Raw genomic sequence first — 25,637 nt, 5'->3', positions numbered from 1 at the left:
CAGAAAATATTAGACCTCGCTATTAGAGGAAAACTTGTCCCACAAGATCCAAATGATGAACCTGCATCTGTTTTACTTGAACGTATTAAGGAAGAGAAAGAACGTCTGATAAAGGAGGGGAAGATAAGGAAAAGTAAGAGAATGGCTTCTTCTGATATGCCACATTATGAGAACGTGCCGTTTGAGGTGCCGGAATCATGGATGTGGACAACGATTGAAGAAATATGCTCAAAGATAGGTTCTGGTAGCACACCAAGGGGAAGTAACTATTCTGCGAACGGGATTCCATTTTTCCGCTCGCAAAATGTATATAATGACAGACTTGTTTATGATGACATCAAGTATATTTCCGAAGAAGTTCATCAGAAGATGAAAGGCACGGAAGTGCTTGCTAACGACTTGTTGCTGAATATTACTGGTGGTTCATTGGGAAGATGCGCCGTAGTTCCTGCTGATTTTAATTGTGGTAATGTCAGCCAACACGTTTGTATTATGCGTTCTGTTTTAGTTGAACCTGAATATTTTCATGCGTTAGTTTTATCTTCATACTTCGCTAAATCTATGAAGATTACGGGTAGTGGTCGTGAAGGTTTGCCAAAATACAATTTAGAACAGATGGGGTTTCCTTTGCCACCTTTAACAGAGCAACAACGCATAGTTGCCGAGATTGAACATTGGTTTGCTTTGATTGACCAAATAGAACAAGGCAAAGCCGACTTACAGACCATCATCAAACAAACCAAAAGCAAAATTCTTGGCCTTGCTATTCATGGCAAGTTGGTACCACAAGACCCGAATGACGAGCCAGCCATTGAACTCTTGAAGCGAATAAATCCCGGCTTCACACCTTGTGATAACGGGCATAGTAGGAAGTTGCCGCAAGGCTGGTACTCGGTAACTGTCAATGATGTCTGTTCAATAATAGGAGGAGTTTCATATAATAAAGCCGATATTCAAGATACAGGTATAAGAGTATTACGAGGTGGCAATATACAGAACGGGAAAGTCATTGATTGTTTTGATGATGTATTCATATCCCTTTCATATCAAAATAATGATAATCAAGTACAGCGTGGGGATATTATCGTTGTCGCTTCTACTGGAAGCCAAACATTGATTGGGAAAACTGGTTTTGCTGATAGGGATATTCCTAAAACACAAATCGGAGCTTTTCTTCGAATTGTGAGACCAAAACAGAAAACCTTGTCACCGTATATACGTCTTATATTCCAAACTGATGCCTACAAAGATTACATTAGGAATGTAGCAAAAGGTTCTAATATTAATAATGTGAAGAATGCTCATCTGCAAAATTTTCAAATTTGTTTACCTCCATTAGAAGAGCAACAACGCATAGTTCAAAAGATAGAAGAACTGTTCTCATCCCTTGATGATATTCAAAAATCCTTAGAAGTGTAATTAATTACACTTCTAAGGATAGATAAAACTTACCAGTTTACTACTTTGTCCACAATTTTTTGCTGTTCACTAGCTGTTCGACGGAGATAGATACGAGTAGTCTCAATACTTTCATGTCCCATAAGGTCGGCAAGTAGGGCAAGATCATTGAATCGTTCAAGGAAGTTCTTGGCAAAACGATGACGAAATGAATGAGGATAAACCACTTCCTTATTCATTCCGTATTTTCCCGCAAAATGTTTCAGTTGTTGGGCTATGCCACGTGTTGTAATACGTTCCCCAAATCGGTTCAGGAATATATAGCCGGAAATAAGACTTTTTTCTTTGAGCCATTTTGTGGCTTCTGTACGCAAATTTTTCGGAATATATAAACGACGTATTTTCCACCTTTACTGTAAAGATCAAGATGGCCAACTTGTACATGCTCAGCTTTGATGTGAAGCAATTCACTGACACGTGCGCCTGTGGCAGCCATAAACCATACGATAAAATACCACTCATTATAACCATCAGCTTTTAAGCGTGTTTTTAGAAATTTGTAGTCTGCATCGCTGATTACGTTTTCCAAAAAGTTCTTCTGCTGTACTTTGACGAACTTTACCTTCAGTTTCTCCTGTTTTGTAAATTCCAAATACTTGTTGATACCTTGCAATCGTAGGTTTACCGTTTGCGGTTTAAAGTTCTCCACCAGATACCCTTTATATGTTAAAAGGTTCTTTTTGTTTACTTCTCCATAATGATTGAGGAAATACTGTACTGTCCACACATACGATGTAACAGTGTTTTTTGCCAAATTAGTTTTGGCGAGATAGCTTTTGAATTTTGTTACCATATTATATTGATTTATAATGAATACGGCAACAATATAATAGAATATATCGGGCATTATACGCAGTTGCCTGATGGATGGACAGTTTGCAGGCTTGAACAAATTATAAATTATGAACAACCTACCGCTTATATTGTAAACTCAACAACTTATGATGATTCCTATTTAACACCAGTATTAACAGCAGGTAAATCATTTATTATTGGTTACACCAACGAGACTGCTGGTATATACTCAAATCTTCCTTGTATAATCTTTGATGATTTTACAACTGATTCAAAAAAAAGTTGATTTCCCCTTTAAGGTAAAATCATCAGCAATGAAGATTCTAAAAATACACAAGGATATTGAAATTGATTATGTGGCAATGTTTATGAGCATTACCAGATTGGTAGGTGACACTCATAAACGATATTGGATTTCCGAATACTCAAAATTAGAAATACCCATACCACCAAAGGCTGAACAAAAACGAATAGTTTATGCATCCCGTGAAATATTTACACAATTAGATGAAATAATGGAGAGTTTATAAGCTCTCCATTATCAAATCCAAAGACATAAAAACCTTATTTATAGTCTCTACAATCCTTTGTTGCTCTTTGTAAGGTGGAATTGGCACTTCTATCGCTTTGAATAGTTTCTTGTTCAAGTGAGGAATAGCAGAACCCACCTTGTTTTCTCGTAATATCCTCCTATGCAAATTGATAACTTGTAATACATACCTGCTATTCATATTCTCGTTGATAAACAACTGTTTAAAAGTGCTACCTTGATAACCTTCGATTGGAGTTCTGAATACTTCACCCGAGTTTTCTCCATCAACTAAAATCAAAAGAGATTTTGTAGCTACATATTTGCCGGAAGTCAAAGTTTTGGCATCACGCTCACCACGCAAATATTTGACATCAAGATTTATTCGTTCTATACCATTTTGCTTATCACCATCAATCAACGAACATAGTATTTGCATGGGTGCAATTGTCCATCCATCAGGCAACTGCGTATAATGCCCGTTATCACAAGGTGTGAAGTCGGGATTTATGCGTTTCAACAATTCAATGGCTGGCTCATCATTCGGATCTTGCGGTACGAGTTTGCCGTGAATGGCAAGGTCGAGGATTCTGCTTTTAGTTTGTTTGATAGTTGTTTGTAAATCCTCTTTCCCTTGCTCTATTTGGTCAATCAGGCAAAACCAGTCATTCAATTTTTGAGAAATTCTTTGTTGCTCTTTTAATGGTGGTACAGGAACCATGACTTCATTGATTGTAGCAACAGATAATCCCGGTTGTGCCGTCGAAGTTGCGTATTGATTTAAATTCAAATATAGCAATATATTAATAGCCCAATCAATATTAGTATCACAATATGTATCAACAACAACTGCATGTTCGGTAGCATAAAATCGTCCATTGGCTTCATTTATATTACCGCATAATGCTCCTTGTCTTCCAATTAGCGGGAAGCGTCCCTCTCTATTATAACTACTGACGTATCCTCTAAGTCCATTACCACCATAACAAGGGAAACAATGTGTCTTATCTTGTTTCTCAGATATGTCTTTAGCTGTAATATTCTTACCGGCTTGCAAAGTAAATATATCTCCCAAAGTTGTCCACACCCAATTATCCGGCACCTCAAACGGCACGTTCTCATAATGTGGCTTATGTGGTTTTAAAGTAATAAACAAAAGTGGTTTATTGCATGAGTATTATTAATAGCGACAATATTATTCTGTGTAATATAGATAGTAGGTATATTTCAATAAAAAAACAGAGGTGTTTACTATATTAAAATAACTATTCTGTATCTTTGTGACTTAAAAAGTAATTCACGGGCAGGTGATTTTGTTTTTATAAAGGTGTTTGTTCTTTTGTAGGGTGATTTTGATATATTGTTGAAAGAATTGGACATGATAAAATAAGATATTGGAAGGTGAATTAATGAAGAAAAGTTCTAATACTATTTGAGTATGATTGACAGAAGACAGATATATCAAGATTTTCAAGCTGCTTTTCCAAAAGAGCATCTTGTAGAAATGACACTTACACAATATACAAATCTCGAAAGACAGAATTCGTTTTGTTATTGGGTTGAATCTAAAACATATGATTTAGGTTCTATTTGGGGTGGCTCTTCTTATAAGTTTGGTATCTATGAATATAGAAACAAACCCAATAAGGGTGATTCTCGTATTGTTAGTAATGATAAGTACGCTTGGTACAACAAATATGATAAGCAGACTGCTGATGAAGCATTTGCTGTTGTCAGAAGTACAATAATTAAAATAGCAGAACATGCAGGCAAAGGTGAATTGGAAGCAATAGAGAAAATAGATGAGTTAGGTGATGCTTACAAATGGAAAATAGCATTCTTATATTCAGATGAGACTCTAATACCTGTATATAAGCGTGGTGTGTTGGTTAAGTTGGCTAGTTGTTTTGGAATGTCTGTCACAAATAAAACTAAAATTTCTGATTTGCAAAGGTTCCTGATAGAACAGAAAGGCGAAAAAGACCTTTTCGAATTTTATGAGGAGTTACTAAATATTGTGAATGAATTAGATAGTTCAAATATGGAACATAAGATTTGGTTATACGCTCCGGGAGAAAATGCATCTAAGTGGGATGTATGTTTATCTCAAAATATAATGTGTATTGGTTGGGATGATATGGGTAACCTTTTGGAATACTCTTCTAAGAAAGAAATGGCAACTAAGTTGCAGGATATATATGGCAAGCCGGGATCTTCGTTTAAAAATGATAGTTTGGCATTATGGGAGTTTACTCATGAGATGCAAGTGGGTGATATTGTTATAGTCAAAAAGGGGCAGAATCAAATAATAGGGCGTGGTATTGTGGAAAGTGACTATGCTTTTGATGATTCTTTTCCTGATTTTAAGAATGTTCGTAAAATGCAATGGACGAATGTCGGAGAATGGGAAACAGTAGGTAAGAATGTCCAAAAAACTTTGACCGATATAACCAAGCAGCCGGATTATGTGAAATCTTTGGAGAAACTATTTGAAGATAAATCGCAAAAGCAATATTGGTGGCTTGTGGCAAGTCCTAAGATATGGAGCTTTTCGAAAGCCCCGGTTGGGGAAATACAAGACTATACCCTTTATAATGATAGTGGTAACCAACGAAGGGTGTTCCAAAATTTTATTGATGCAAAAGAAGGAGATGTTGTTATTGGCTATGAAGCTACTCCTGTTAAACAGGTGGTAGCTATTGCAGAAATAGCCAAATCTGCCGATGGACAAAAAATATATTTCAAAAAGACTGAAAGCTTATTGAATCCTGTTGATTATTCAGTTATAAAGGATATACCGGAATTAAGTGGTATGGAATTCCTGAAGAATAAGAACGGCTCGTTTTTCAAACTGACAAAAGACGAGTATAAGATATTGATGCAATTAATACGTGGCGGAAATCCTATGCATAATCCTCAATATTCTGAAACAAATTTTTTGGATAATGTATTTATAAAATCAGAAGAGTATAACAAATTGAGAAACCTGTTGTTAGCAAAGAAAAATGTCATATTACAAGGCGCTCCGGGTGTTGGTAAAACGTATTCGGCAAAACGTTTAGCTTATTCTATTATAGGAGAAGAAGATAGAACTAAAATAGAGTTCATTCAATTTCATCAGAATTATTCCTACGAGGATTTTGTGATGGGATATAAGCCAAAAGAAGATGGTGGTTTTGAGCTTAGACGAGGGGTATTCTATAATTTCTGCCAGAAAGCCCAAAGTGATCCGGATAAGAAGTATTTCTTTATTATTGATGAAATTAATAGAGGAAATATGAGTAAGATTTTTGGTGAGTTACTGATGCTTATTGAAAACGATTATCGGGGCGAAAAATATCAAATCCGTCTTGCATATAATGATGAGTATTTTTCTGTACCGGAGAATCTTTATATCATAGGTATGATGAATACGGCAGACCGTAGCCTGGCTATGATTGACTACGCTTTACGTCGTCGGTTCAGTTTCTTTGATATGGTGCCGGGATTTGATTCGGATGGTTTCAAAAAGTATCAGGAGAAGCTTGATTGTGATGCCTTTAATAGGGTGATTGATGCTATCAAAGCTCTGAATGTTGAGATTGCTAAAGATGATTCACTCGGAAAAGGTTTTTGTATCGGTCATAGTTATTTCTGTAATCAGGAATCTATTGATAATATGTGGCTTGGAAATGTGATTGAATATGATATTGCCCTATGTTGCGTGAATATTGGTTTGACAATGATAAGAAATTCAAAGAAGAAACAGACAAATTATTGAGCTTGATAAAATGACAATAGACAAAGGTATATTCATTCGCAATATCTATTATATGTTGACTTATGCTTTTCAAGAGCTTAAGCAGAATAACTATGAAGAAATAGCAGGTGAAGAATTTGACGAGATTCATGATTTATTTGCCGAAATTCTAGTTCGTGGCATTTCGTATCAACTTAAGCAAGGGTTACATAAAGAATATATTTCCTGTCATGGTTCATTATCTACGTTAAAGGGCAAGCTTGATATAAATGGTACTATCAATAATTTGATGCGAAAACAACAGAAAATAGATTGTGAGTATGATGAATTATCAGAGAATAACAAATTTAATCAGATATTAAAGACGACTGTTCAATTCTTGCTGAAACATCCGAATGTCAAATCGGACAGAAAAGCTTCGTTGAAGCGTCTTATGCTTTTCTTTAGCAATGTAGAAGTTATTGATATTCTGACGATAAACTGGACTACTATGCGCTTTGATAGAAATTGTAAGACTTATCAGATGCTTCTATATGTTTGTTATTTTATTCTCGACGGGATGTTAATGACTACGGAAAAGGGTACGTATAAAATGAGGGATTTCTCCGATGAACATATGTGCAGGCTTTATGAGAAGTTTGTTTTGGAATATTACCGAAAGCATTATCCGGAATTAAAAGCAAAGGCTACTCAAATAGACTGGAATATTGATAAAGAACAGTCTACTTCCAGTATTCTTCCTATAATGCGGACGGATATAACGTTGACATTTAAAGAGAGAACATTAATTATTGATACCAAATATTATAGTAAATCAATGCAATGCCAATTTGACAAGAGAACTATTCATTCTAATAACCTGTATCAAATCCATTCTTATGTAATGAATTATGATGTTAATCATACTGGGAACGTGGATGGAATGTTGCTGTATGCCAAGACAGAAGAAGATATAACACCTGATGGACAGACGACATTTAGGGATGGGAATATCATATATTACCGGACACTTGATCTGAATCAGGATTTTGAGAATATCAAGAAACAATTGGATGGATTTCTAGTACATAGTCTATAACTATTATTGGTGTAATACTTCGCTTGCCATGATATAACAGAGAAATCATACCCTATCTAATTTATAGTAATATTTTATTTAAAATAAAACCATTATTACTTTTAATTCTAGATAAGTTACTCTATCTTTGTAAGGTAGCACAAACAAAAGTGTAACCTTATATGAATCAAGACCATTGTTTAGTAGAACAGTTTGAAATGATATTTAGAGCTCATTTCTCTTCAGTGAAGTTTTTTATCAATACGTTTCTTAAATCGGAAGCAGATGCGGAAGATTTGGCTCAAGATGTATTTACCAAATTATGGACTAATTTTGAGACGTGGCAAAATAATGATGGAAAAGAAGGGTATATATACGTTATGGCAAAAAATGTAGCATTTGATTTTATCAAGCACAAAAGACTGGAAAATGATTATCGGGAGGAACAAATAAAGAAAAGTACAATTAAGGATTTGTTAGGCTTCTCAGATCCGTTAAATTCGCTTTATTATAAAGAAATGCAACTAATAATAAGAATGGCTCTTGAAAACTTTCCTGAACGTCGCAGAAGGATTTTTGAGATGAGCCGTTTCAATAATATGAGCAATCAGGAGATTGCATTATCCTTACATCTTTCTGTTCGTACAATAGAGCATCAGATATATTTGTCGCTTCAAGTTTTAAAGAGAATCATTTTAATTTTATTTTTCCTGTATTTTCTTTAAGTAGCTGGAATGTTTCAATCGTTATATATGAAATTTCAAAATCTAATATAATGATAACATGAAGAATTATTTTCAGAAAATATTATCCCTTTTTGCCCGACATAATTATTCGGAACAAACAAATCAAATGTTTTACAGGTGGTTGGTTGATAATGAATATGAAAAAGAAAAGGATGAAGCATTACAGGAGCTTTATCTAGAAGCAAGAAAAAAAGGAAAAGTATTCGACCTGGAGAAATCACTGGAACGTTGGAAGTTAGATAACAATCTTACACATGTTCAACCTCAACAAAAGTCCGATAAAAAACTGTTTATGCGATTGTGGCAATCGGTAGCTGTTATATTATTAATAGTATCTATATCTTTAGGATATCTGCTTTGTAAGGCAGAAAAAGACGATTCAGGAATAACTCAGCAATGCATATCGGGCACTCAGATGAAGACATTTTTTTTGCCTGACGGAAGTCGGGTAAGAATGAATTCGAGGAGTATGTTATTATATCCCGAACAATTTACAGGAAAGTACCGTAGTGTTTTTCTAATTGGCGAAGCTAATTTTAAAGTAAAAGCTAATAAAAACAAACCGTTTATTGTCAAAACCAATGATTTTCAAATAACAGCTTTGGGAACCGAGTTTAATGTATCCGCATATACTGAAGATAATAATGTTTTTACAACTCTAATAACAGGGAGTGTTCTTGTGGAATTTGACGACTTGGGCAAAAAGAAGTTACTTAAGCCAAATGAACAATTGGTGTATAATAGGAAGAGCCGTCAAGATACTCTGACTTATCCTGATATGAAAGATGTGACAGCATGGCAAAAAGGTGAGTTGCTATTTAATCGAAAGACTATAACGGAGATTATAACGATATTGGAACGTAAGTACGATTGTAAGTTCTTTTATAATCAGCATAGCTTAAAGAATGATCGTTATAGTTTCAGGTTTAAAGATAATCCACCTTTGTCTGAAGTTATGGATGTTATTGTTGATGTAGCAGGAGATTTATGTTTTAGATAGAACATGATAAATGCTATATTATGCAGAAATAATTTTGATATTAGAAAGTTAAAGCGGTGGAAGGTATGTCGAATAACTAAAACGGAGAAAGGAGGAATTATTAAGCTTTTAGAACGCATTACCTAAGCGAAATAGTAACCATATAAAAAGTAATACTATATGAAAAATTTGAAATACTTCTTGTTACTCGTTGTAGCAATGGTGGCAGGAACTTTGATCATAAGTTGCAGTAGTGATGACTACATGGGAGAGGCACAACAACAACAAGGTATTTCGCCAACTACTCGCGGCGTCAGCGACAAGATGCCGAAGTTGACTACTTATATTGAAACTAATGATGTAAATCCTCTAAATGCAGGAGAGTACTATTTTACAGGTACGGATCCGCAAGAGCAGGTGATTGATAATGTGATTCTGTTTGCTTCTAATATTCGGGGTGCGGCTAGTACTGTTCAATTGTATCATAACAATAATCAGTCTCATATATTGACCAATGCCGGTACGCTTATCGCTCCTTTACAACAGAAAGGTATCAGAGTCTCTTTAGGGCTGTTGGGTGATCACACCGGAGTGGGGTTCTGTAACTTGACACCGGCCATGATTGAAAGTTTTGCACAACAGATTGCCGCTTGTGTTAAGCAATACAATTTAGATGGTGTGGATTTTGATGATGAATATGCAGACTATTGGAAGGCACCTTCTAATTTGCCTTCACCAAGTACTATGATTTTTGGAAATCTTGTAAAAAGAGTGCGTCAGTTGTTGCCTGATAAACTGATTACAGTATTCAGTTTTGGTGGTTATACAAATTTTGATGCGACTACAATGAATGCCATTAGTTACATGTGGCCTGATTTCGGAGCGGATTGGAGTACTCCGGTCGGATTAGGGAATAGCAAATGGGCAAAGATGTCAATACACTGTACGGATGGTAGACCAAGTGCAGGCGTGATACAAAGTAGTGCTGCAAATTATAGTGGCTATGGCGCCATTATGATGTTCAATCTACGCGAGTCCGGTCAAACAAGCTTAATGAATAACTTTGCTTCAAGAGTTTGGGGAGGCAAGACCGTATCTCGTACGACGACTATCTATGCGAAGAATTATTAAGATATCAGGACGCTCTATGTGAATGAATTGAAGACTGGAAGTGATAGACTTTCAGAGAAGGACACTTCCGGTCTTTTATAAATTAACCTGAATATACAAACTGCAGATGCCTTTCATTTGTTGATAGGCACTGCTTAATAATAAAGATATATGTGAAAAAGTATCTATGCCAGAAATCTTTCTGCCTTGGATATGAAATCGAAAATTAAAACAGATAGACATGTGTTGCGAATAAAAAAGTTAGCAAACTAATACTTAAAATTCATGTTACACAGTTATACATTGAAAAATGATAAGAAGGCAAAAGGGATAAGATTTGTGTTGTTTTTATTTATGGTTGTAATACAAGCTACAGCTTTTGCCCAAAGTGGTATGAAAATTACTATTCAAAAAGAAAATATAACTGTTATTGAAGCACTGAAAGAAGTGGAGAAGCAATCAAAGCTTTCAGTAGGATATAACGATTCGCAATTAATTGATAAACCGGCTATCAATCTCAATTTGAAAAATATTGATTTGGAAAAAGCCCTCTCGATTATCCTTAAAGGAACAGGATTTACTTATGGAATTAAAAGAAATTATATTAATATTATTCCTCAACCAAAGACTGGAACTGTGGTTGTTAAACAGGTAACAGGCAGGGTTGTTGATGAGAAAAATGAACCACTGATAGGAGTAAATATACGGGTAGAAGGGACTGATGATGGAACTGTTACTGATTTGGAGGGTAAGTACGTCATAAAAGCTTCTATAGGTAGTATATTAAGCTTTACTTATATTGGCTATATTTCGTCTTATGTAAAAATAGCAGATAAGAATGTGTACAATATACAAATGTCTGCTAACGTAGAGGCGCTAAATGAAGTAGTTGTAACTGCCTTGGGTATCAAGAGGGAACAAAAGGCTCTGAGTTACAATGTACAACAGGTAAAATCCGACCAGTTGACAAATGTCAAGGATGCAAACTTTATTAATAGCCTGAATGGTAAAGTCGCAGGAGTTAATATCAACAGTAGTTCTTCAGGAGTAGGTGGAGCTAGTAAGGTGGTGATGCGTGGTACAAAGTCGATTGAACAAAGCAGTAATGCACTGTATGTTATTGACGGTATTCCCATGTTTAATTTCGGAGGTGGCGGTAGTATGGAGAATGGTTCACAGGGAGTGACTGAAAGCATTGCCGACATCAATCCGGATGACATTGAAAGTATCTCAGTGCTAACTGGAGCAGCAGCTGCCGCCCTTTATGGAAGTAATGCGGCAAATGGAGTCATCGTTATTAATACGAAACGTGGCAAAGTTGGTAAATTGCAGGTTTCTGTGTCTAGTAATACCGAATTCGCTAAGCCATTCGTACTTCCACATTTTCAAAATCGCTATGGTACAGGTAGTTCGGGAAAAGCAGGTAATTCTACTACGTTGAGTTGGGGGACTTTATTAAATGACGTATCTCGTAGAAACTATGAACACGTGATTTCTTTGATACGGGGATAACTTATACCAATTCCGTTACATTATCAACGGGAACAGATAAGAATCAGACCTTCTTTTCTGCTGCTGCGGTTAATTCGGAAGGGATTGTACCGAACAACCGTTACAACCGTTTTAATTTCACCTTCCGTAACACTACAAACTTTCTGAATGACAGGATGAAGCTTGATGTAGGTGCAAGTTATATTATTCAGAATGACCGCAATATGACTAATCAAGGTGCTTACTCAAATCCGATAGTTCCTGTTTATTTGTTTCCACGTGGCGACGACTTTAATTTGATAAAAGTGTTCGAACGTTGGGATCCGGCCCGTAAGATTAAAACTATGTTTTGGCCTCAAGGGGAAGGAGACTTGCGGATGCAGAATCCTTATTGGATCGCTTATCGCAATTTACGGACGAATGGCAAGAAGCGTTATATGCTGTCTGCCTCTTTAAGTTATGATATTACAGACTGGCTGAATATTTCAGGGCGTGTTCGGGTTGATAATTCCAGTACCAAATATGAACAAAAATTATATGCAAGTTCCAATACTACTCTTACTGAAGGTAGTGCGCAGGGATTTTATGCTATATCTAAACCTGACGAAACACAAGTGTATGCTGATGCGTTGGCAAATATAAATAAACGTTTGGGTGATTATTCTATTGTGGTCAATATCGGGGCGAGCATCGTAGATAATAAGTATGACGAATTGAGTTATCGTGGACCGATACGTGCCAATGGTATTCCCAATGTTTTTAATGTGTTTGATCTTGACAATACTCAGAAGAAAGCACGTCAGGATGAATGGGAAGAGCAGACGCAGTCTATATTTGCCAGTGCTGAAGTAGGGTGGAAGAGTATGTTTTATCTTACGCTGACCGGACGTAATGACTGGGCGTCACAGTTGGCAAACTCATCTTCTACTTGTTTCTTTTACCCGTCAATTGGACTTTCGGCTGTCGTCTCTGAAATGGTGAAACTACCTTCTTTCGTGGATTATCTGAAAGTGCGCAGTTCGTTTAGTTCGGTGGGTATGCCTTATCCTCGTAACTTGACATCGCCTACTTTTGAGTATGACGAAACTACTCAAACGTGGAAGCCGAAAACACATTATCCCATTGGTGACCTTAAACCTGAACGGACCGATTCATGGGAATTTGGCTTGGATATGCGGCTTTTCAAGGACTTTAATCTCAGTTTGTCATGGTATTTGGCTAATACGTTTAATCAGACGTTCGATCCGAAAATTTCCGTATCATCCGGATATACTACCATTTACCTTCAAACAGGATATGTACGTAACCAGGGAGTAGAGCTTTCATTTGGTTACGGACATACATGGAAGAAAGATTTTCGCTGGCAAAGTAATTTTACATTAAGCCATAACAAGAACAAAATTATAGAATTGGTAAGGGACTATTTACATCCGGAGACTGGTGAGCCTATAAATAAAGATCGGCTGGATGTAGGCGGACTCGGAAAGGCCAGATTCATATTGAAAACAGGAGGTTCGCTGGGTGACCTTTACACACAGTCTGATTTGAAGCGAGACGACAATGGAATGGTAGAAATTTCTCCTGCGGGTACATTAGTAACAGTGAATAATCGACCTGATATTAAATTAGGAAGTGTTTTCCCTAAATGTAATTTGGCATGGAACAATCAGTTTTCATGGAAAGGGTTTAATATCAGTGCTTTAGTTACTGCACGTATAGGTGGTATTGTTTATTCGGCTACTGCAGCGGCCATGGATCAATATGGGGTATCTGAAAGTTCGGCGGTTGCCCGTGATAATGGTGGGGTATTAGTGAATGGACGTAATAGGGTGGATGCGCAGACATGGTTCACGGCTATTGGTTCACAAAGTGGTCTGCCACAGTATTATACTTATAGTGCTACCAATATTCGATTGCAGGAGGCGGCTATCGGTTACACGCTTCCACGTAAATGGTTGCATGATGTATGCGATATTCAGTTGTCTGTTGTGGGACGCAATCTCTGTATGATTTATAATAAAGCTCCTTTTGATCCGGAAGCCGTTGCAACGACTGGTAACTATTATCAAGGGATCGACTTTTTCATGTTGCCGAGTACCCGTAATGTCGGTTTGAATGTGAAAATCAACTTTTAACAGATAAAAAGTAGTTACTATGAAATATATAACATCTATCATAAAATTGCTTTCGCTAGCACTATTGCTTATTGTCGGTTACGCTTGTACGGATAATTTCGATAAAATCAACCGGAAGGATTATCAGGTTGACAAAGAAGAACTGGGGCGTGAAAGTTATAACGTAGGCGCCAGTCTTAAAGGATTACAAGGGTTGGTGATTCCTACGGAAGAACATCTCTATCAGTTTGTTGAAGCACTTGGCGCAGGTGCGTTTGCCGGTTACATTGGTTGTACTGTAGAATGGACGGCTAAGTTTGAAACGTATAATCCGCCAATAGATTGGCAAGAAGCTCCTTTTTCCGATTTAGTCACCCGTACTTATCCGTTTTATCGGGACTTGTTGGACAAAACAGACGATCCTGTGGCGTTGGCACTGGGAAAACTGTTTCGTGTGGTCATCATGCAGCGTGTGACAGATATGTACGGTCCGATTCCTTATTCAAAAATCATTTCTAAAACAGGTAAGGTTTCTCTTACCGTACCTTATGATTCGCAGGAAGAGGTATATAAGCAAATGTTCAGTGAATTGGACGAAGTGAGTGATGTCCTTAGGGATAATCTCAATTTGAGTGCGGAAGCTTTTCGTAAATTTGATGATGTATATCAAGGCGATCTTTCCAAATGGCTCAAATTTACTAATTCACTCAAATTGCGTATGGCCATGCGCTTGACTTATGTACCGGAAATGCAGGCGGAAATACAACGAATAGCCGAAGGAGCTGTAACGGCAGGCGTAATGATGGAAATAAATGATAACGCTTTCTTGAAAGTGGAAGAAAATAGGGTTGCTATGATTTTTAATGACTGGAATGACCAGCGTGCGGGGGCTGATATTATCTCATATATGAATGGTTATAAAGATCCGCGTCGGGAAAAGATGTTCACTACAGTGAAAATGACTGTATATGATGAAAACTTCCAACCGCAAGAGGTTGATGGATACGCGGGTATTCGTATTGGCATTGATGTGACTACCAAGGATGAGATGGTAAATGCATACAGCATACCGATTATCAGCAGTACCAGTCCTTTTTTATGGATGAATGCCGCAGAAATCACTTTCTTACGTGCCGAAGGTGCCTTGCGAGGCTGGAATATGGGTGGGGAAGCTAAAGATTTATATAATATGGCGATAGCCCTTTCTTTTGAACAATATGGTCTGTCGGGTTCTGAAACCTATGCGAAGAATTCGACTGACACTCCGGAAGCGTACAATGATCCGACATTTGCCTATACTGATTGGGAAGGTCCGAGAAGTACTATTACTATTGCTTGGGAAGATGGTGCGGATAATTTTGAACGTAATCTTGAACGTATCATCACTCAAAAATGGATTGCTAATTTCCCTTTAGGTGTTGAGTCATGGAGTGAATTCCGTCGTACAGGATATCCTCATCTTATGCCGGTTATAGAAAACAAAAGTGGTGGTAGCATCAGTTCCGAGTATATGATCCGTCGTTTGTGGTATCCGCCTACAGAATATACTGAAAATCTTTCGAATATCAATTTGGCGATAGGTATGTTAGGAGGTCCTGACAATGGGGGAACGAGATTGTGGTGGGATAAGAAATCTTATCTCAATTGACGAGAGAGTTTGAATACGAATAAAAGAATGAAAAAGAATTTATATGAAAACAATAATATATAAACAATTCATTTATAGTCTTCTGTTTTTAACGGCTTTTTTATTGCCTGTTGCTTGTGATGACTGGAATGAACCTGAAATTGTAGATATTGATATTAATAGTGCGAAAGAACAGAATCCGGAACTATGGGCGCGTTATATGCAGGCATTACGTACCTACAAACAAAGTGAACATTACTTGTCATATGCGCACTTTGATAATTCTCCGGAAAAATCGCTAAATGAAGGTAGTTATCTTCGGTCATTGCCGGATTCGTTGGATATTGTGACCTTGGGTAATTCTCATCAAATCTCTGATTATGATCGGGAGGATATCCCTCTATTGCAGGAAAAGAGTATCCGGGTGCTTTATTTGATAGATTATGTAGCTCACGCCTCTTCCTTAACAGATATCACGGCATTAAATAGTTGGTTGGATAAAGAAATTGCTACGTCGGCCGAACTCAATCTGGACGGATTTGCTTTTACCGGTCTTCCGCTCTATAATGGAACTGATGCTGAATTGGCATCGTATAAAGAGAAATCACGGCTGATTGTTTCTAAATTATCTACTGCTACGGGACAGGATAAATTATTGGTATTGGAAGGAAATCCGGCTTTCGTTGATGAAGCAGACTTTGACAAATTGAATTATATTGTGTTGAATACTGCAGAGTTGACCAATGTTACCGATTTGAAATTGCAGGTGACGGGGATTCTTGCCAATAGTTTATTGTCTAAAGATAAATTATTGTTATCTGTTCAAATGGGCGGACAAGTAATTGATGAGACTGGTGTAAAACAAGAGGCTGTAACTTTAATGACTGACCGTGTGGTTGCTCTTGGTCCATTAGCTGGATTGGGAATTTATGCTATAGGCAATGATTATTATAGCCCGATAAGGAATTACGAGATTACACGAACGGCTATTCAACTAATGAACCCATCGAAATAAAAAAGAATTAATATGAAAAAGAATCTTATCATACATTTTATATTAGTATTGTTACTGAAAATAGGAGTAACAGGGTGTACCGAAGAGACTATCTCAATGAATGCGGACAGAATGCCTGACGAGACGGCTATGGATAATATTGCAGGTGCCCTGCGTAACACAACTACATTGACTAATAAAGCATTTATTGAGTTGACGGAAGGGGACGAATCTGCCACAGAGGAAATATTCTATTCACTGTCACAATCAGCCGGAAGCAGGTTGACTGTCACAGCCGTTGTAAACGAGAAGCTTGTAGAAGATTATAATGAGGAAAACAATTCCAAATTGAATACATTGCCGGCTGGGAATGTGGAGTTCGAAAATGGCGGAGTTCTTTCAATAGATGCTGGAGAACAAAAATCTGCCAAAATCAAATTTACTATATCCACAGCCGGACTGAATACTGATACTCCATATCTTTTGCCATTAACTATGGAAGAAATACCTACAGGAGTAAAGGTGGATACTAAGAAACAGGTGCTTTATTATATTGTGAATATTCGGAAAAGAATAACGACTTGTTATCCTAATAACCAGTATGAACAAATAGATATGCCGCCAATGCTACCTGATGCATTTGTTGTTTTCTATGTGAATACTTCAACTTATCAACCGTTGATAGCTGATGTTTATGGAATTCAAAAAATTAATCAGATAGATTATACTCAAACTTTACATAATATAGGTAGTATCGTGAATCTACGAATTGTGACAATGGACTATGAGTCTGCAACAGGACGTGCACTGCTCAATTTGAGTAGTGATATACGTGATGTGTTGGAAAAGGCGGATAAGTTTATTCGTCCGCTTCAGGAACACGGACGTAAAGTATGTCTTAGCATTGAAAATGGTAATAAAGGATTTGGCTTTTGTAATTTAAACGATATGCAGCTTGCAGATTTTGTTCAACAGGTGAAAAATGTGGTAGAACTTTATCGTTTGGATGGAATAAATCTCTGGGACAAAGTGAGTACTTATAACAAGGAAGGTATGTTTGCTATGAATACAGTCTCTTATCCTAAACTAATAAAAGCATTGCGGGATGCACTTCCTGAAAAGTTGCTGACAGTTGTTGATAAGGGAGAAGCTACTGAATATTTTTATGATGTAAATCGATGTGGCGGCATTGAGGTAGGTAAGTATATAGACTATGCGTGGCATGCGTATGATAGTGGAAAAGAAGTGGTACAGATTATAGAACCATGGGACGCAGAGCATCCTTATAGTGAATATACTCGTAAACCTATTATAGGGCTGGCACCGGAATGTTATGGAAGTCTGGTTATTCCATTATATGAAAAAGGAGAAAATCCTTTGAGAGATAAATCGCAATATAGGATGGTGGATTGGAAAATGAATAAGCGTAAAAAAAATAATATTGTTGTATATGCGTTTGATCTTACAGCCAATGAGCAAAATATGTATGAAGGAATGGTGAACGATATCGCGATAGGAGATGGCATTAACGCTATGATGGATGATGGTGCTTATTGGGGGCAATCCATCTATCCTCCTTATGATTGGGGATTTATTTCCGGTGAGTATTCTTATACCTATAAACCGTTGGACTGGCTTTTGCGCCAGATGTATAATGTGTATTCAAAAGGATGGGTACGTCCGTCCGGAATGTGAGAAATGAAATGAATCTAAAACTAAGATATAATGAGTCTGATAATTCAAAACAAGAATATAATGAAAATAAGTAATAATTGTTTGGTCATGGTTTTCCTGTTATTAATAACAGGTTGTGACAACAAAGATTATACTAAGGAATCTCCTTTTGGTAATAGTGTATATATTGATGCGGCGAAAGTGAAGGATATAGCTAATTTCACATTTAATAATCTTAAACAGGATGGACAGCAACAGATTTCTGCTGTACTGGCATATCCTGCTGAGCAGGATATAGATGTCAGCTTTCGGACAGATCCTTCATTGATAAGTTATTATAATGCACGTTTAGGGAATAATTATGCAATGTTGGATGCTAAGTATTATAAGTTTTCTACCCAGCACGTTGTCATTCCTAAAGGAAATGTAGATTCAGAAATGGTCACTATTGAATTTTCCAACCTGATAGACTTGGATATTGACACTAGCTTTCTATTACCTGTTACTATTGGAGAAGCATCAGGAGGGATGAGTATATTGGACGGCTCTAAAAATATCTGTTACATAGTGCGTCGTTCCAGTGCTATAACTACTGCTGTCAGTCTTGCTAACAATTATTTTGAGATACCGGGATTTGTTGCCGGTAGTCCTACTGCTAATGTAGTAAACGGATTGAAGCAACTTACTTTCGAAGCTGTTGTTCGAGTGAATAGATTTGATCCTCTTACCGAAATCTCATCCATTATGGGTATTGAGCAATATTGTTTGTTACGTTTTGGTGATTCTGGCTTTCCTAGACAGCAATTGCAATTTGCGGCTAATGAAATGAAATTTCCAAATGCCAATGATGGTAAACTGTTGCAACCTGGTGAGTGGTATCATGTTGCCGTTACTTATGACACAGAGACAAAGGCTGCTATTATGTATGTAGATGGCAAAGAGCAGAGCCGCGTTGACGATTACGGAAATGGGGAAGCCATAAACCTTGGAAAACAGAAGAAAGGAGACTTTATGTTTAAGATAGGACACTCTTATGGAGACCCCGACGATATGAGTCGGCAATTAAATGGAGAGATTTGTGAAGTACGTATATGGAATGTGCTCCGTTCACAAGAAGAAATTTACAGGAATATGTATGATGTTGATCCCCGAACTACTGGTTTGAAAGCTTACTGGAAGTTCAACGAAGGTAAAGGAAATAACATTGCAAAAGACTTGATCGGTAATGGAAATGATGCTGTGGCTTATACAACTGCTATATGGCCGGAGGGGATTGAAGTACCGCAGAAAAATAAAGAGTAGCTTTCGGGAATAATATCTTGAAATGAAATTAGTGCAAATAAATCACCTTTGTTACATTGTGTTTCAAAGGTGATTTTTCTGTTTAGATTCAATTCTTTAAAATATCAGTCATTTTATCTTAGGCGATATATAATGTGCATTTGCTATAAGAATAATGCTTGGTGCTTTGGTTTTCTCGGATTTTATGTTCACCTTTGTATTGCATTACAATATTTAAGTCGTTTATATGTCTTAGGAGATCCTTAGTTGTCGTCAGTTGCAGGTATATATATACTTTGCAGTTAATGATAGTACGGCTCTGTGTTCCTCGTGTGGTAGGTTAATTACCCCACTCATATCCTAGGCTGCGGCTAATAGATTTGTAATGCAGCGGGGGATCAGGGTCGTATCTTTTTATTGAGATTTTTATATACCATTCTGCATTATTTTATAATAAAACATTGATTTTATTGGCTTTATAAGGAAATAGTCTTATCTTTGTAGGGCATTACATGTCTATTTTGCCGACTGGAAGCCAAGGAGCCTTTAGTCGTAAACGACTACGAACATATTAAAAATATGTTCGTAGTTTCGCGATATTACGGTTCTGTCCCCGTGTGGAGGGTTAATGCCCCCACTGTATCCTAGGCTTCGGCATAGATATGTAATGCAACGGGTCAGCAGGACCGTATTTTTTATATTGATTTAGAACTTGACTCTGTAAAGACCCTGTAAATGGGAAAATTTAGCAATATAAATATTATTTTATGTATCGTTTATCGTATTGATTGAGTAATGAAACGTGCGATATAGTTTAGTTCCATCAGGAATCGGGTAATGTTATTCAGTAGAGCATTTTTGAGCAATCGTTCATTGTAACGCCCAGTTATACCCGTGAAAGCAAAATTGTAGGGGTCTTTGGTCAACTCCTGTGCAAGGTCGCTCATCGCATCGGGCAATGTTTTTGTAAAGTTAGTCAGTGCCTTGCCCTGCCGCTCATAAAGGTCGGTGCTAATGAAATTGAGCAGCATACTACGACTCCAGCCGTTCTCCACCGTCTGGTGAACATAGAACAGAGCTTTGTCTATATCGTCTTTCACTTTATCCATTATCAAGCAATGGTGTCTCCATGGGACTTCAAATATTCCACCAACTTGGTGGAATAATTCCGTTTCATTTTTTCCACCAAGTTGGTGGAAAGTTTTCAAAGCATCCTTATATAACAAATAAAACTTCCTACAATAGTAAATATTGCTCTTTGACAAACCAGCTGCATTGGGTATAGCTTCACGTAAATCTTTGCTCAATTGAGTGATAACACTTTCGCCCCAGCGTTCTTCTACGTGCAATTCAACAATGTCACGACCTAAAAGCCAGTTGAATTTCAACTGTTCCACATTTACTTTCACCGCTGCCTTTATTTGGCTTTGACGATAGCGACCGCAAAGGTCTTTCACCCATTGCAGATATTCTTTATCAAGTATGTTTATTGACTTGTTCATCGTAATCTATAATACTTCAGTTGCGTTAATTTTTAGTTCTCCTGACATCAGCTTCGGGAGAAGTGTGTCGCGTAGAATTGTTAACCTAATACTTTCCTGTTCATTTCTTAGTATTTGGTCGAAATACGATTTATTTATCTGCCTATTTTTGTAAAACAGATGATTCTTATTGTTATATGTATTGTATCTTATCCGCATTTTAATTAATGTATTTACGATGAGATAGTTTTTTGTCATTGTGATTAATGTTTATTTATGTACTCACTTTAAGTTCTTAGAAACTTTTAATGAGGTTGATGCAAAAGTAGAAAATAATTTCCATAGTGCTGTTGTACTTTAAATGAGAAGTAAATGTAGGCATTATTATTGATGTGATTGTTATAGTTGGAGTAAAATTTATTCTTTTGGTTGTTAGAATATGCAGAAACTCCTATTCTAACAAAAAAATGATTTGCAATGAACATTCTAATGCAAGTTTAATACTTCGCTTAACTTATCCTCAATAATTTTCTTCTCATTACTACCAATAGTAGACAATCTCACCAATGGAATTCCGTACAACTCTAAGATACGATCCTTTTTAATATCACGTTCTGACTGACTCGTCCCCGATTTGTGGAATGCATAACCATCCGTCTCAATAGCCAATACCGGTTGTTTGCTCACACGATTGTAAATTAGAAAATCAATATGAGTATTTATATTTGCAGCATATTTGCTTTCCTCTTCATTCAATAAAGAATAATCCTGAATCAACATATAGAGTGGTAAATGGCAAATGATATTCAAATGACGCATATTGATATTTTCTTTCAGGATATCTTCGAGTAAGGCAAATGTAAGATTCTCGGAATCATATTCGGATATTTTTTTGTGCTTCTTCAAATAGGCTATTCGGGCATCTGTATATTGCTCATATAGATAATCGAATATAGAATGAATCTTACTGGTGGAAACAGTGCCATTGTTATATTCGATATAAGCGATCAAATCGCTGATATTGCAGTCTTTGGGTTGTTCGTTTCCCGATACGACTAAATAGAATTGTGACTTAGCCCGTGAAACAGCAACATTGAGCAGGTTGGGATCGTCGGAAAAGGAAGTGATGACATCGTCGACAGTGGTCATAATGATAGCATCCTTTTCTCTTCCCTGAAATTTGTGGACTGTTGCAACATCAATATCCTCTTCAAGTGCGGATTTTACTGCATCTACTTGTTTGTTATATGGAGCTATGACGCCAATTTCATCTGTTTCATAAGATAGATTCGGTAGTACTTCTTCTTTGATAACATCTATTTCCCGTTGATTCATGTGGCTGCGGGAGTGGTTACCTTTGGCTGTCCGTATGGCACAAATGACATCCTCTTCTCCTTTATCACGTGTCATGATGACAAGATCTCCACCATAAAATTTCTGATTACAGAAGTTGATGATTCGAGGATGGCATCGATAATGTTCCCGTAACAAGGTCTGCGGTACATTTGGAATAACTTTGCAGACGGATTGCAAAAAACTCATATTGGCACAATCATATTCCGGTTTAATCAGGCACGCATTGGCGATAAAGTTTAGCGTTTCCTTATTTTCTTCCGTGACCACATTGGGAAGTTGCATGGTGTCACCGACAATGATTGCATTTTTAGCACATGACAAGGCTAAAGCTCCGGTTTCAACGGAAACCTGTGACGCTTCATCCATAATGATATAATCATATACGGCATCTCGTTGCAGACTGCTTAATGATGAAAAGGTTGTACTTAAGATAATAGGGTATTCTTTTTGTACCTCTCGCCAATTATTTTTTAGATCAGGGAGCGTAAAGATGGGCTTGTCATGATTATTGCCATAGGTATGAAATAACTGATTCTTTAGATATTTCATTGATGTATTGGCCATTTGTCTAGCCATTCCTGCTGCATCTTTGTTGGCAAGCTCCTTTTCTAATGTGTCTATTTCAACTTCCAGTTCTGCATACTTTGTTTGGTAGAATAAGATTTGGAAGTCGGCGATAATCAAACTCATCTCCCGTTTATAGAAACCTTTATCGGGGATTTTACAAATCGCTTTGCTTCTGAATTTAAAGAATAACCATTTCAACCGTTGAATAAAAGCTGCTATTCCCCGAAGACTTGATGATTGCTCTTTTTCTGCAAATTGTTGACATTCATTCCATAAATTCAGAAGGTCTGCCGAGCTGGAACTCTTTCGTTGTTGGAGAGTAATTTCTTTTGTTCCGAACTCTTGCAGATAATGTTGCCACTCTATTTTTAAAGCTTGTATTTCCTGTCTTGCCATGGCAAGGCGTTCCTGTTTGGAAAATATGCTTTTTAGTTCTTCGGTCTGATGATGTATCTGATTGAGAAATTGAGGTTGGTCGGCATCTGCATCATGCCATGACTCAAAGTTCTCCGGATATTGTTTTTCCTCTTCTTGAGTTTCGATGAATTTCTCTTTGTTAGCTGTGCTGCCAAGCAATGCAACAATGAATCCCATATCGTATTTGGATAACTTCTCAAGTACATTGACAATGGCGGAGTTATTATTAGATACTACCTGAACAGTCTTACCACGCACAAGGATATTGGCAATGATGTTCAGAATCGTTTGTGTCTTTCCGGTTCCCGGAGGTCCTTGCACAACACTGATTTGATTCTCAAAAGCTGCCTGGACTGCTTTTTGCTGGCTTGCATTACAACCGAAAGGAAAAATCAAGGTTGAGGAAGTCTGGGTCTGCATTTTATATTTTTGAGGATTCAGATATACAGCAATTGCTCTGTTGCTTGCGATGAAATGAATCTTTTCATATTGTTTTGCCAATAGCTTCGTTCCGTCATCAGCTTTCAATTCGTTTGCATCGGCAACTTTCTTCAAATATTCGAATATACTTTTCGAACGACTCTCTCCCAAGCATGATTCGATAATTTCTAAGTCTTTTTCTCTGTAATCATACTCTTTACCATTCTGAAAACGAATGTGCCAATAGCTGTGTGATCCGGCCTTAAAAATAGATAAGGCTTTGATGTTTGATAAAGTTCTCCCTTTACTGATTATTTGATAATTATTGGGGTCCGGTTTGTCCGGATCAGTCAGCCAAAGGACATTTTCTTCTTTGTAAGTATACGCACTAGGAACATTTCGGAATACTATCTTATAGTTGCCATCATAATTCTGGCAGCTTTCTATTTCGGGAGTCCTGATTTGACCTTTTATAATAATCAGATTTTCGGAAGTATCTATCATAGGCTTGTGTGTAAATATAATAAGTCGTGCTGCTGTTTTTATTTATTATTTTGGATATAAAAGTAAGAATATTTTCCAGAATATCAAAGCTGAAGTAGAAAAAACAGTGAATGACTTTATTCAGCTTTGTATTCTTATAAATATAGAGTGAGATTCGGTTTGGGAGTATTGAACGTGATAAAAGAGATTTGTTTTGCCAATGAAATCATTATCTTTGCAAGGTATATATTAATGAACGAGGAGGATATTATGCTTGCATACACATATATTGAACACGGAAAGTTTGAATTGCAGGAGAAAGCGAGACCGGAAATAAAGGATTCACGGGATGCAATCGTGCGTGTAACACTTGGTAGCATCTGCACCAGTGATCTTCATATTAAACATGGCAGTGTGCCGCGTGCTGTGCCCGGAATAACTGTCGGGCATGAGATGGTAGGTGTGGTAGAACAAGTGGGGGCTGATGTCACTTTCGTGAAACCTGGTGACAGGGTGACTGTGAATGTCGAAACTTTCTGTGGTGAGTGTTTTTTCTGTAAGCATGGGTATGTGAATAACTGTACTGATCCCAATGGCGGTTGGGCTTTAGGTTGTCGAATTGATGGCGGTCAGGCGGAATATGTCAGAGTTCCTTATGCAGATCAAGGTTTGAACCGTATTCCTGATACTGTGAGTGATGAACAAGCCTTGTTTGTCGGTGATGTACTTGCAACAGGTTTTTGGGCAGCACGTATCTCGGAAATTATCGAGGAAGATACTGTTCTGATTATCGGTGCCGGACCTACCGGAGTTTGTACTTTGTTATGTGCGATGTTGAAGCACCCTAAACGTATTATTGTCTGTGAAAAGTCTCCTGAAAGAATTCGGTTTGTTCGCGAGCATTATCCTGATGTGTTAGTAACGGAGCCTGAACACTGCAAGGAATTTGTTCTCAAGAACAGTGACCATGGTGGTGCAGATGTTGTTTTGGAAGTAGCGGGGAGTGATGATTCTTTTCATTTGGCATGGGATTGTGCTCGTCCTAATGCTGTTGTCACCATAGTAGCCCTTTATGAACAGCCGCAGCTTCTTCCTTTACCTGATATGTATGGCAAGAATCTGATTTTTAAAACAGGGGGAGTGGATGGTTGTGACTGTGCCGAGATTCTCAAACTGATTGAGGAAGGGAAAATTGATACTACTCCTCTTGTTACACATCGATTTCCATTGAATGAGATTGAGGAGGCTTACCGTGTCTTTGAAAACAAGTTGGACGGGGTTATTAAAGTAGCTATATCAGTAAATAAATGAAAATTAAA

Annotated in this window: 13 protein-coding genes and 4 pseudogenes; 13 read left to right on the top strand and 4 right to left on the bottom strand. The window is 37.2% G+C overall.

Features of this window, described 5'->3' with window-relative positions; all coding sequences use genetic code 11:
* Positions 1-156 precede the first annotated feature (156 nt).
* On the top strand, positions 157-1,419 hold the full coding sequence (locus DXA05_RS06550) for a restriction endonuclease subunit S (protein WP_128858975.1): 1,263 nt from the start codon (positions 157-159) through the stop codon (positions 1,417-1,419).
* Between the two features lie 29 nt (positions 1,420-1,448).
* On the opposite strand, the pseudogene DXA05_RS06545 reads toward DXA05_RS06550, so the two are convergent.
* A pseudogene (locus DXA05_RS06545) lies at positions 1,449-2,251 on the bottom strand (tyrosine-type recombinase/integrase).
* A 316-nt stretch (positions 2,252-2,567) separates the two neighbouring features.
* Between DXA05_RS06545 and DXA05_RS26420 the strand changes: the two are divergent.
* A complete protein-coding gene (locus DXA05_RS26420; RefSeq protein WP_284515453.1) occupies positions 2,568-2,783 on the top strand; it encodes a hypothetical protein in 216 nt (71 codons plus the stop codon).
* Here the strand turns inward: DXA05_RS26420 and DXA05_RS06535 are convergent.
* Positions 2,778-3,869 (bottom strand): restriction endonuclease subunit S, encoded by a 1,092-nt coding sequence (locus DXA05_RS06535; protein ID WP_284515452.1) that lies wholly within the window; start codon positions 3,867-3,869, stop codon positions 2,778-2,780. The two genes, DXA05_RS26420 and DXA05_RS06535, sit on opposite strands and share 6 nt — an antisense overlap.
* Before the next feature lie 351 nt (positions 3,870-4,220).
* Here DXA05_RS06535 and DXA05_RS06530 point away from each other — a divergent pair, with 351 nt between their 5' ends.
* The 10 genes and pseudogenes from DXA05_RS06530 to DXA05_RS06485 all read left to right on the top strand — a co-directional run bounded on the left by DXA05_RS06530 (position 4,221) and on the right by DXA05_RS06485 (position 19,615).
* Positions 4,221-6,542: an AAA family ATPase gene (locus tag DXA05_RS06530; RefSeq protein ID WP_284515451.1), complete on the top strand. Its 2,322-nt coding sequence runs from the start codon at positions 4,221-4,223 to the stop codon at positions 6,540-6,542.
* A gap of 10 nt (positions 6,543-6,552) precedes the next feature.
* Positions 6,553-7,599, top strand: coding sequence for a 5-methylcytosine-specific restriction endonuclease system specificity protein McrC (gene mcrC / locus DXA05_RS06525; RefSeq protein WP_128858934.1), 1,047 nt, complete (start codon positions 6,553-6,555; stop codon positions 7,597-7,599).
* 161 nt (positions 7,600-7,760) lie between these two features.
* A complete protein-coding gene (locus DXA05_RS06520; RefSeq protein WP_120067477.1) occupies positions 7,761-8,303 on the top strand; it encodes an RNA polymerase sigma-70 factor in 543 nt (180 codons plus the stop codon).
* A gap of 58 nt (positions 8,304-8,361) precedes the next feature.
* Positions 8,362-9,356: pseudogene (locus DXA05_RS06515) on the top strand (FecR domain-containing protein).
* Between the two features lie 127 nt (positions 9,357-9,483).
* Complete coding sequence (locus tag DXA05_RS06510) at positions 9,484-10,434, top strand: glycosyl hydrolase family 18 protein (protein ID WP_128858933.1); 951 nt, start codon at positions 9,484-9,486, stop codon at positions 10,432-10,434.
* 264 nt (positions 10,435-10,698) lie between these two features.
* Positions 10,699-14,039: pseudogene (locus DXA05_RS06505) on the top strand (TonB-dependent receptor).
* A gap of 19 nt (positions 14,040-14,058) precedes the next feature.
* Positions 14,059-15,666: a RagB/SusD family nutrient uptake outer membrane protein gene (locus DXA05_RS06500; protein WP_120067474.1), complete on the top strand. Its 1,608-nt coding sequence runs from the start codon at positions 14,059-14,061 to the stop codon at positions 15,664-15,666.
* Between the two features lie 43 nt (positions 15,667-15,709).
* Positions 15,710-16,660 carry a glycoside hydrolase family 18 gene (locus tag DXA05_RS06495; protein ID WP_120067473.1) on the top strand — a complete coding sequence of 317 codons (951 nt, stop codon included), beginning with the start codon at positions 15,710-15,712 and terminating at the stop codon, positions 16,658-16,660.
* A gap of 12 nt (positions 16,661-16,672) precedes the next feature.
* The gene (locus tag DXA05_RS06490) at positions 16,673-18,334 is read left to right on the top strand and encodes a DUF1735 domain-containing protein (protein ID WP_008021167.1); all 1,662 of its coding nucleotides are present in this window, start codon (positions 16,673-16,675) and stop codon (positions 18,332-18,334) included.
* Positions 18,335-18,364: 30 nt separating this feature from the next.
* Positions 18,365-19,615, top strand: a complete 1,251-nt coding sequence (locus tag DXA05_RS06485; RefSeq protein ID WP_128858932.1) for a DUF1735 and LamG domain-containing protein — start codon at positions 18,365-18,367, stop codon at positions 19,613-19,615.
* A 794-nt stretch (positions 19,616-20,409) separates the two neighbouring features.
* Here the strand turns inward: DXA05_RS06485 and DXA05_RS06480 are convergent.
* Both DXA05_RS06480 and DXA05_RS06470 read right to left on the bottom strand, forming a co-directional pair.
* Positions 20,410-21,096 (bottom strand): annotated as a pseudogene (locus tag DXA05_RS06480) (DUF1016 N-terminal domain-containing protein); the annotation flags it as partial.
* A gap of 465 nt (positions 21,097-21,561) precedes the next feature.
* On the bottom strand, positions 21,562-24,339 hold the full coding sequence (locus DXA05_RS06470; RefSeq protein ID WP_120067472.1) for an AAA domain-containing protein: 2,778 nt from the start codon (positions 24,337-24,339) through the stop codon (positions 21,562-21,564).
* Between the two features lie 147 nt (positions 24,340-24,486).
* Here DXA05_RS06470 and DXA05_RS06465 point away from each other — a divergent pair, with 147 nt between their 5' ends.
* A complete protein-coding gene (locus tag DXA05_RS06465; protein ID WP_120067524.1) occupies positions 24,487-25,629 on the top strand; it encodes an alcohol dehydrogenase in 1,143 nt (380 codons plus the stop codon).
* Positions 25,630-25,637: the final 8 nt, after the last annotated feature.

Origin of the sequence: Bacteroides sp. AM54-2NS, assembly GCF_003602935.1 — a bacterium.
GTDB classification, from domain to species: Bacteria; Bacteroidota; Bacteroidia; order Bacteroidales; family Bacteroidaceae; genus Bacteroides; species Bacteroides xylanisolvens.
Note: the sequence above shows the minus strand (reverse complement) of the source record. Positions and strands in the feature narration are given on the sequence as shown.